Below are 10,133 nucleotides of genomic sequence, written 5' to 3' on the forward strand. Positions count from 1 at the left end.
GAGAACGACAGCCGAAAACGCGAACCAGAACTGAAACCGAAAGCGCGAACAAAAACTTCGAACGACTTCTTCACGCGGATACGACAGCGGAGGCAGTTACTGCATTGGGGGCAGTTACTACGTTGGGGGCAGTTACTGCATTGGGGGCAGTTACTGCGTTGGGGGCAGTTACTGCGTCGAGGTTAGTTTACTGTACTGGGGTCGCGCGCTGCTTCGACTCGCGGTGTTTGAGCGATTCGCCGGTCTTGGGGTGGAACACGTGAAGGTCGGACTCGTCGAAGGTGATACTGATTGTCTCGTCCGTTTCAGGCTCGATGTCCGAGTCGACACGGGCGATGAAGTCGGGGGCGATGTCGAGGTGCAGATAGTTGTCGGAGCCGATGGGTTCGACGACGCCGACCGTCGAATCGATGAGATTCGAGCCGTCCGACGCCGGGGTAACGTCTTCGGGGCGTATACCGATTCGAACCTCGGTCTCGTGTGTGGTCTCCCGGAGGTCCGCGGAGAACGACTCGGACAGCCGGTACGAAAACGAGCTATCGTCGTTGACGAGGACCACGTGGTTCCCCTCGCGTTCGACCGACACGTCGAGGAAGTTCATACTCGGCGAGCCGACGAAGCCGCCGACGAACTCGTTTGCGGGGTTTTCGTACACGTCCTTGGGTCGGCCGACCTGCTGGAGTTTACCGTCTTTCAGGATGACGATGCGGTCGCCCATCGTCATCGCCTCTTCCTGGTCGTGAGTGACGTACAGCGAGGTGATACCGAGGTCGTTCTGGAGGCGCTGAATCTCCGTCCGCATCGTCGTCCGGAGCTTCGCGTCGAGGTTCGAAAGCGGTTCGTCGAAGAGGAACACGTCGGGTTCGCGGACGATGGCGCGGCCGAGCGCGACGCGCTGTTTCTGCCCGCCGGAGAGTTCGTCGGGTTTGTCGTCGAGTAGTTCTTCGATGCCCATCATCTGTGCCGTCTCGCGGACGCGCTCGCGACGCTCTGCTTTCGAGAGGTCGGTGCTCATCCGCAGCCCGAACGCCATGTTCTCCATGACGGTCTTGTGCGGGTACAGCGCGTAGTTCTGGAACACCATCGCCACGTCTCGCGTGCGGGCGTGCTGGTCCGTCACATCCTCGTCGCCAACGAGGATACGACCGCTCGTGGGCGATTCCAACCCCGAAACCATGCGGAGCGTCGTCGACTTCCCGCACCCCGACGGGCCGACGACGGTGATGAACTCACCGTCTTCGACCGCAACCGAGAGGTCGTCAACGGCAACGATTCGGCCGTTGTCGAACTCCTTTCTGAGTGTATCGAGCGTAATAGTCGCCATTGTATCCATGGCTCGGTGTGGCACAGTATAGTTCTTCCCCTATCCTTCGAATGTATGAAGCACAATTTCGTAGTAGTTTTGTATCGTGGGTACAGACCGTAATGACGCGTCTGAACGAGAGAGCACGTCCCTGTCCGGGGACCCAGACGCACTTCTGGCACAATTTTTCGCACACTGGCCGACCGCGTTTCGAGCGCACGAGCGCGACCGAAGACGTCAATCGAGGATGAATGATTATGTCTTATTCGAATGATTTAATATGTGAACAACTTATTCCTCATCTATTCACACCATGCCACTGAATCGCAGAACCTTACTGAAGAACCTCGGTGCGGCCGGCACGGTTGCCGCGCTCGCGGGTTGCGTTGGCGTCCAAGAGAGTTCCACCAACCAGTCGGGCGGCGATTCCGACGGTTCGGGCGACGAAAACACCGACAGCAGTACCGGCGAGACGTCCGAATCCGAACCCGTTGGGACAGCCTCGGTCTGGTACTCGCTTCCCGAACCAGAGATTCCCGGCCGGAAGTCGGCCCTCGAACAGTTCAACGAAGCGTCGGACCATACGGTGAAGGGCTCGGACATCTCCGACATGCGCAAGAAGACGACGAGCGCGATTCCCGCCGGGCAGGGTCCGCAGTCGTTCGAGTGGGCGCACGACTGGGCCGGTGACTACTACCAGCGCGGGTTCGTCGTCGACCAGAGCGACCAGGTCGACGTTGACCTCGACGTGTTCACGGGTGCCGCCCGCGAGGCAATCCAGTTCGACGGCAACCTCGTCGGCCTCCCGCACGACGCGGAGACGGTCGCTCTCGTCTACAACAAGGACATCGTCGACGAACCGCCGGAAACGGTTGCCGACATGGTCTCCGTGATGGAGGAGTTCCACGACCCCGAAACGAACAACTACGGGCTGGGGCTGCCCTTCGCAGACGGGTACTTCCTCAGCGCGTGGGCCCACGCCTTCGGCGGGTACTACTTCGACGACTCGGCGGACGAGCGAATTGGCGTCGCGCTCCCCGAGACGATTAAAGGCGTCCAGTTTACTGTCGACAACTTCGTGCCGTACATGCCGAACGACCCGGCGTACGAACCGCAGGCGGCCGCCTTCGCCGAAGGAAACGCCGCGTTCGCAATCAACGGGCCGTGGTACCTCTCGACGCTCAACGAGAAGGGTATCGACTACGGTGTGGCCAAGTTACCCTCTCCCGAGGGCGGCGAGCCAAAGCCGTTCACGGGCATCACGATGTGGTACTTCGCCAAGGCGATGGAAGAAGGCGGTGCCGACGCCGCCGCCAGTCGGTCGTTCATCGAGTGGTTCGCCACCAACGAGGACCTCGCGCTGAAGGCGGCCGAGGAACAGGGCAGCATCCCGGTCCTCAAGAGCCTCGTCGAGAGCGGCGACCTCCCGGAGCACGTTCAGGGCTTCTCGGAGGCCGTCCAGCAGGGGCAACCGATGCCGACCCACCCGGACATGGGGAAGGTGTGGGACCCGGTCAAGGCCGCGCTCACGAAGGCGTTCAACGGCAAAGACGTCGAGAAGGCAATGAAGACTGCCGACGAAGAAATTCGCAGCAACCTCGAATAACGAGCTACATCAATGAGCACCGCATCACGTGTCGCCCGCCGCGTTGAGGACGTCCCGTTTCTCGACAAGCGAGACGTTTCGCTCCTCTTCGTTCTGCCGGGGCTGTTCGTCTTTTCGGCGTTCATGCTGTTTCCGGTCGTCTACCTCATCGGTATCTCGTTTACCGATGCGGCACCGGCGAACCTGTTCGCTGGAGAGGGTGCGTTTTCCGTCCTGACGTTCGGCGAGGCGACGTTCATCGGCATCGAGAACTACGCGGACGTGCTGTTCGGCGGCACGTTCAGCATCGTCCTGTTCGGCCACACCATCGCAACGCTCCCGATTAACGGCCAGTTCTGGAACTCGTTCGGCGTTACGTGGCTGTTCGTCGCAACAAGCGTTACGCTGAAGATTGCGTTTAGCTTGGCGCTCGCACTCGTCGTGACCAACGAGCGCGTCCGCGGAAAGCGCATCATGCGTTCTCTCATCATCCTTCCGATGGGGTTGCCGTCTATCTTCACCATCACCGTCTGGCGCGGCATCTTCAGCTCCGCGGAGTTCGGACTGGCGAATCAAATCCTGACGATATTCGGACTCGAAACCGTGTCGTGGCTCAGCGAGCGATGGCTGGCGTTCGCCGCCTACAACGTCACCGAGATGTGGTTAGCGTACCCGTTCATGGTCATCATCACCGTGAGCGCGCTTCAGGACGTTCCTGACGAACTCCACGAAGCGGCGATGGTCGACGGCGCGAGTTACTTCTCGCGGTTCTTCCACGTCACGTTGCCGTCCATCAAACGGCCCGTGTTCTTCGCGTCCATCCTGACCGCGGCAGCGTCGTTCCAGCAGTTCCTCATCCCGTTCGTGTTCAACGAGGGCGGACCGGCGCGCCAAAACGAACTCATCGTCGTCTACGGCTACCGCGAAGCCCTCTCGTTCGCCGAGTACGGGCGCGGGGCGGCGATTAGCATCATCGCGCTGTTGTTCATCGGCGCGTTCATGTGGCTGAACGTCAAGCGCGGCCGACTCGCAGACGGGGTGAACGACGCGTGAGCCTCCTCGATACCATCGGGCAAAAGCTGAAAGACGACGCCCAAACGGTAGCGATGGCTCCGGTGGAGGCAGTTCGAGACATCCGGTATACGGCTGTGGCCATCCAGCGCGGCGAAGTGTCGCCGATGGAACCGCTGAAGACGGCCGGTGCGACGCTCGGAGCGTTAATACTGGTCTGTCTGCTCTTGTTCCCGATTTACTGGATTCTCATCGCAGCGCTGTCGGGAACCGGCGGTTCGATATACTCTTCGAGCGGGCTGAAGCTCTTCCCGGAGGCACCGTCGTTAGTGCCGTTCCTCTGGGTTATCGGCGACCTCATCGTGCAGGGCTACGACATCGTCGTCGATATCCCGGTGACGAACGTCGCCCTCGTGTTCAGTACGCCACAGATTACGCTGCTCGACGTGAGCGCGATTCAACCGGGAACGGTCGGCCGGGTTGCCTTCGGCTCGTTCGAGTTGTTCCCCGGGTTCGCGGTCGAACCAATCGAGAATCCGTCGGCGTTCAAGTCGTTCTTCTGGAACAGTCTGACAGTGGCGATTCCGACGGTCATCATCGCGATGTCGCTCATCGTGCCGGCCGCGTACGCGCTGTCGCGCCGCGAGTTCATCTTCCGCCGGAAGATTCTGTTCGTTTACGTCCTGTTGACGCAGGTCGGCGGCGGACTCGGAATCGCGCTCCTCATCGGACTGTACACCGTGTACGTCCAACTCGGCATCAACGACAGCAAACTCGCGCTGGCGGTGTACTACGCGGCGACGGCGGTTCCGTTCAACACGTGGCTCTTGAAGACCTACATGGACGGAATTCCCGTCTCCTACGAGGAGGCCGCAGTCGTCGACGGCGCGCCACCGTGGCGAGTCGTCGTCGAGGTCATTCTCCCGCTCTCGACGGCGGGACTCGCGACGGTGTTTATCTTCACCTTCCTCACTGGGTGGACGGAGTTCGTCGTCGCACAAACGCTCCTCGGGACGGACAACTACACGCTCCCCGTCGGGCTGTACTCGCTCATCAGCGAGTACTCGATTCCGTGGGCGCGCTTCTCGGCGTTCGCCCTCACGTTCGCCTCCCCCATCATGCTCGTGTACCTCTTCGCACAGCGGTACATCGAAGGTGGGCTGTCGTTCGGCGGCGTCGAAGGCTAAGCCGAAACGCGCTCGGTGGTGTTCTTTTATATTTTCATTAAGATTAATAGAAATATCTCTTATTTGGCTTAAACCAATATATCTAGAACTAGAAGATAATTATTTGTGATGAGATACTTATTCACACACTATGTCATTCGACAGGCGAACGTTCCTGAAAGGACTCGGATTGAGCGCAATCGGTCTCGCCGGAGGTACCGGCGCCGGAAACGACGACCTCGCATTCGTCTCGCAGGCGGCCGCAGCGACGCCACCTGAACAGACGGTGAACTTCGCAGACGACGTCATTTATCAGCTTATCTCGGACCGGTTCCGAGACGGAAATCCGAACAACAATCCAACGGGCGAACTCGCGAGCGACGACTGTTCGAACCTCCGGAAGTACTGCGGCGGCGACTGGCAGGGCATCATCGACAAGATTCAAAGCGGCTATCTGACCGACCTCGGGGTCTCTGCCGTCTGGATTCCCCCGCCGTTCGAGAACATCACCGCCGTCGACTCGGACATCGGAACCTCCTATCACGGCTACTGGGCGCGCGATTTCACCGACCCGAACGAGTTCTTCGGCGACATGGAGACGTTCAAACAACTCGTAGACGTGGCCCACCAAAACGGCATCAAGGTCGTCATCGACTTCGTTCCGAATCACACCTCGCCGTCGACTTCCGACGGTGAACTCGAAGACGGGGCCCTCTACGACAACGGGAGCTACGTCGCCGCCTACAACGACGACCCCAAGAGCTATTTTCACCACAACGGCGGCACCGACTATTCGAGCTACGAGGACCAGATTTACCGCAACCTCTACAATCTCGCCGACTTCGACCACCACGAGGCGTACATCGACCAGTACCTGAAAGACGCCATCAAGCAGTGGTTGGACGCGGGAATCGACGGTATCCGCGTCGACGCGGTTGCGCACATGCCGCCGAAGTGGCAAAAGACGCTCGTCGATACCATCTACGACCACCGGCCGGTGTTCACCTTCGGCGAGTGGTTCCTCGGCGCAGACCAGTCGAATCCGCGGTACTACGAGTTCTCGAACGACAGCGGCATGAGCCTCCTCGATTTTCGATTCGGACAGGAGATTCGACAGGTCCTCCGCGACTTCACCGACGACTGGTACGGATTCAGGGATATGCTCCAAGAGACCGAATCGGAACACGACCAGGTCATCGACCAGGTGCCCTTCATCGACAACCACGATATGCCCCGGTTCACCGTCGCCGACGGCGACACGCGGAACACCGACATGGCGCTCGCGGTCCTTCTGACCTCGCGCGGGACGCCCGCGGTGTACTACGGAACCGAGCAGTACCTCACCGGCGGCAACGACCCCGACAACCGAAAGCCCATGCCGTCGTTCGACACGACGACGACCGCGTACAAGGTCATCCAGGCGCTCACTAGCCTCCGGTCGTCGAACCCGGCGCTCGCCTACGGCGACACCGAAGAACGGTGGATAAACTCGGACGTCTTCGTCTACGAGCGCGAATTCGGGGACAACGTCGTCCTCGTCGCCATCAACCGGAGTCTCGACTGGTACGACGTCTCCGGTCTCCAAACGTCGCTTCCGGAGGGAACCTACGACGACGCCCTCGGCGGCACGCTCGATGGCTTCTCTACGACCGTCAACACCGACGGCTCGATAGATACCTTCTCGGTCGGTCCGCAGACCGTCTGCGTCTGGGAGCACACCGGAACCACGGCCGAACCTGCTCTCGGCCACGTCGGCCCGACGATGGGACAGCCCGGCCACACCGTCGTCCTCAGCGGCGACGGCTTCGGCAGCACCGAGGGGTCGGTCGAGTTCGGCACGACCAGCGCATCCATCACCTCGTGGTCGAACACGGAAATCGAAGCGACCGTTCCCGCCGTCTCGGGCGGCTACTACGACGTGACGGTCACGGACGCAAACGGTGCCCAGAGCGACCCGTTCTCGGGCTACGAGGTGCTCTCGGGCGACCAAATCTCGGCTCGGTTCGTCGTCAACGACGCGACGACGGACGTGGGCGAGAACGTCTACGTCGTCGGCAACGTCCACGAACTGGGTGACTGGGACACCGACCGCGCCGTGGGACCGTTCTTCAATCAGGTCGTCCACGAGTACCCGAACTGGTACTACGACGTGAACCTTCCCGCGGGGACGGACATCGAGTTCAAATTCGTCAAAATCGCCAGCGACGGAACCGTCACGTGGGAGTCGGGGTCGAACCGACAGTACACCACGCCGACGGACTCGACCGGCGAGTACAGTGGGACGTGGAAGTGAAAAGTCGGACGATTGGGTCGGCCTAAGAGACTACCGCGGGACCGACCGCGTCGTCTCGACGACCGACCCATTTTCATCCACGACGACCCGAAGCGTCTCGTCGCCCTGTTGAATCGGCACCGAGACTGAAAACGGGTCCTCCGAGACGACGGCCACGTCGCTGTCGTCGATGCAGAAGTCAAACTCCCAGAACGGGCGGTCGTCGGGACTCGTTCCGTGGTCCGCGAGAAAGGAGACGACGGCCGGGTCGGTCAAGAGTCGGAGGCCAATCGTCGTTGCGATGGACGCGCCGCAATCGCGGCAGTCGCTCACCGCCGGATAGTCGAGGTGATGGTGCGGTTCGGCCTCGACTCGCGTGGTCATTCGGCCGCGACAGTACGGACAGACGCCTCGGTACGCCAGCGTGAAATCCCGCCAGAGACAGGTCCCGTAGGCTTCGAAGAGCGAGTCGGCGTCTCTGCTCGTCCGCCCGCGCGGGGGGAAGTACCCGTAGTGGACGAGCGTCGAGCAGTCGGGGCAGGTGAGTTCGACGTTCTCGTCGGCATACCGGGCGTGAAGCTGGTGTCCGCAGGTCGGACAGGCCGCATCGACGGCACGTTCTTCCGGCGGCGGCGACTCGCCGAAGCGTTCGTCGGTCACGATATCGACCGCTTTCGACCCCGCCCCGCGGAGTTCGTAGCCGTCTTCGCGCTTGGTGACGAACCGACCGACGAGTTTGTCGAGGTGGTAGTTGAACCGACCGCTGTCTTCGAATCCCGCCGCCGACTGGAGGTCGACAAAGGACTGTCGCCCGCCGTTTCGGAGTGCGACGAGGATAGCGATTCGGTCGGCGTCCGCGAGCGCGCCGATTGCGTCGGCCGCCTGCTCGGCGTCGACGGAGACTGTTCCCTCGTCAGCGTTCATACTCTTTACGCGGGCGCGGCCGAGAAAACATCTTCCGCTCGGGCGACGGCCGCGCCGGACACCTCGCCCGGAAGTCGGCCACAACGGGCCGAACTGAAGAAATCTTCACACGCTCGCACCGCGACGGACACAATCGTCGCATCGGCTGCCGATTTCGAATCTATCGCGGCCGCCACACGGAGAATTGCTGAAACCCCGTCTCACAAACAGAAGAACCCTTCAGAACAGCTTTATTGAGTAGTATACCGCCCGAATAGGTAATGCATCACCCCGGACCGCCGCGGTTTACGACCGTCGGCGACCCAGTCGAACTTGCACCGCGAAATCCAGACCCGGATTCGACTTTCCGGTGGCAACTCGTCGAAACACCGGATGAGTCAGCTGCGACGCTCTCGGACGCACCCGTAGTTCACCTCGATGCGGACGTTCCGGGCGTCTACGTCGCCGAACTCGACGCCCCCGACGGAATCCACCACGTGACCGTTCGGGTCTTCGCCGACCCGCGCCAGCCAGCGCGCTTTTTGATTACGTCCAGCGAGGTTGAAGAAGACCTCGACGAAATCGAGTCCGCGTCCGTCATCGGGCCGTTCAACGACTTCACGATGGGCGCAGACCGCGTCGAACGCGACGGCGACGAGTGGAGCGTGGACGTTCGACTCCCGCCGGGCGACCACGACGCGATTTTCGCGTTCGACGACGAGTTCGACCCGTACGCAACGGCCGAGGTGACTATCGAGGGTGCAGGCCGACCGAACATCCGGCTGACTGGCCGCACTGAGGGCGACGAAGTCGTCGTCGAGGCGATTGCTCGGCCGGCACCCGACGGGAGAGAACCGTCAGTCGAGTTCTACTTCGACGACCGCGACGACCTCGCCGAATCGGCAGTCGAAATCGATGGCGACCGCGTAGTCGTCGACCACGAGGACCTTCCGAACCTCTCGCGAGTCCATGCTGTCGCCGTGAGCGAGGAACCGCACCCCGACGAGGATGGCGAGACCATCGAACGCGCGAGTATCGCCGACACGCTCGAAATCCGTGCCGACGGGGAGGCGGTCGACTTCTCGAACCCCGCTGACGGACCGGAGTGGCTGGACGACGCGACGATGGACCAGATATTCGTCCGCGAGTTCGCCGGTGAAACCGTCGAGACGACGTTCACCGAAATCGAGCGCCGGGTGCCCTACATCGAGTCGCTCGGCGTCGACGTGGTGTGGTTCACGCCCGTCTGTGAGAGTCCGACCCGCCACGGCTACCACATCACTGACCTGTTCGACACCGCGACAGACCTCGGTACGCGCGAGGAGTTCGAGTCGCTCGTCGATACACTTCACGACGCCGGCATCACCGTCATCTTCGACCTCGTCATCAACCACACCTCACGGGACCATCCGGCGTTCCAACTCCACCGGGCGGGCGTCGCCGACTACGAGGATTACTACGAGCGCGTCCCGGCCGAACAGGACGCGTCGGGCATCGACTGGGCGGGCGACGACGCACCCGGCATGTACTTCAACTGGGCGCGGATTCCGAACCTCAACTACGACTCGCTGGACGTGCGAGCGTGGATGCTCGACGTAATCGACGAGTGGGTCGACGTCGTCGATGGCTTCCGATGCGACGTGGCGTGGGGCGTCCCCCACGGCTTCTGGAAGGAGGTTCGAGAGCGTGTGAAGGCCGAAAACGACGAGTTCCTGCTCCTCGACGAGACGGTCCCACGCGACGTTCGATTCCGGGAAAACGAGTTCGACTACCACTACGACACCGACCTGTACGACACGCTCCGCGACATCGGGACCGGCGACGCCCCGGCCTCTGCGCTCTTCGACGCGCTCGTCGAGGCCGAACGCCACGGCTTCCCCGAAGAGGCGGACC

General features: G+C 61.6%; 7 protein-coding genes. 5 read left to right on the forward strand and 2 right to left on the reverse strand.

The genetic code is table 11. The annotated features are described in order from the left end of the window. Nucleotides 1-187 precede the first annotated feature (187 nt). Nucleotides 188-1,324: an ABC transporter ATP-binding protein gene (locus QT222_RS13160; RefSeq protein WP_004057788.1), complete on the reverse strand. Its 1,137-nt coding sequence runs from the start codon at nt 1,322-1,324 to the stop codon at nt 188-190. A 292-nt stretch (nt 1,325-1,616) separates the two neighbouring features. On the opposite strand from QT222_RS13160, the gene QT222_RS13165 reads away from it, so the two are divergent. The 4 genes from QT222_RS13165 to QT222_RS13180 all read left to right on the forward strand — a co-directional run bounded on the left by QT222_RS13165 (nt 1,617) and on the right by QT222_RS13180 (nt 7,358). Then, a complete protein-coding gene (locus tag QT222_RS13165; protein WP_491477434.1) occupies nt 1,617-2,909 on the forward strand; it encodes a substrate-binding domain-containing protein in 1,293 nt (430 codons plus the stop codon). 12 nt (nt 2,910-2,921) lie between these two features. Continuing rightward, entirely contained in the window at nt 2,922-3,941 is a 1,020-nt protein-coding gene (locus tag QT222_RS13170; protein WP_004057793.1) for a carbohydrate ABC transporter permease, read from the forward strand. Then, nucleotides 3,938-5,086: a sugar ABC transporter permease gene (locus tag QT222_RS13175; protein WP_004057794.1), complete on the forward strand. Its 1,149-nt coding sequence runs from the start codon at nt 3,938-3,940 to the stop codon at nt 5,084-5,086. Before QT222_RS13170 ends, QT222_RS13175 begins: the two co-directional genes overlap by 4 nt. Nucleotides 5,087-5,216: 130 nt before the next feature. Next, the gene (locus tag QT222_RS13180) at nt 5,217-7,358 is read left to right on the forward strand and encodes an alpha-amylase family glycosyl hydrolase (RefSeq protein ID WP_491477435.1); all 2,142 of its coding nucleotides are present in this window, start codon (nt 5,217-5,219) and stop codon (nt 7,356-7,358) included. A 30-nt stretch (nt 7,359-7,388) separates the two neighbouring features. Here the strand turns inward: QT222_RS13180 and QT222_RS13185 are convergent, their stop codons facing one another. Then, nucleotides 7,389-8,261, reverse strand: a complete 873-nt coding sequence (locus tag QT222_RS13185) for a DUF7351 domain-containing protein (RefSeq protein ID WP_004057796.1) — start codon at nt 8,259-8,261, stop codon at nt 7,389-7,391. Nucleotides 8,262-8,521: 260 nt separating this feature from the next. Here QT222_RS13185 and QT222_RS13190 point away from each other — a divergent pair. Further along, a partial coding sequence (locus QT222_RS13190) for an alpha-amylase family glycosyl hydrolase (RefSeq protein WP_491477436.1) occupies nt 8,522-10,133 on the forward strand: 1,612 nt, incomplete at its 3' end.

It is taken from the genome of Haloferax sp. s1, assembly GCF_058382125.1.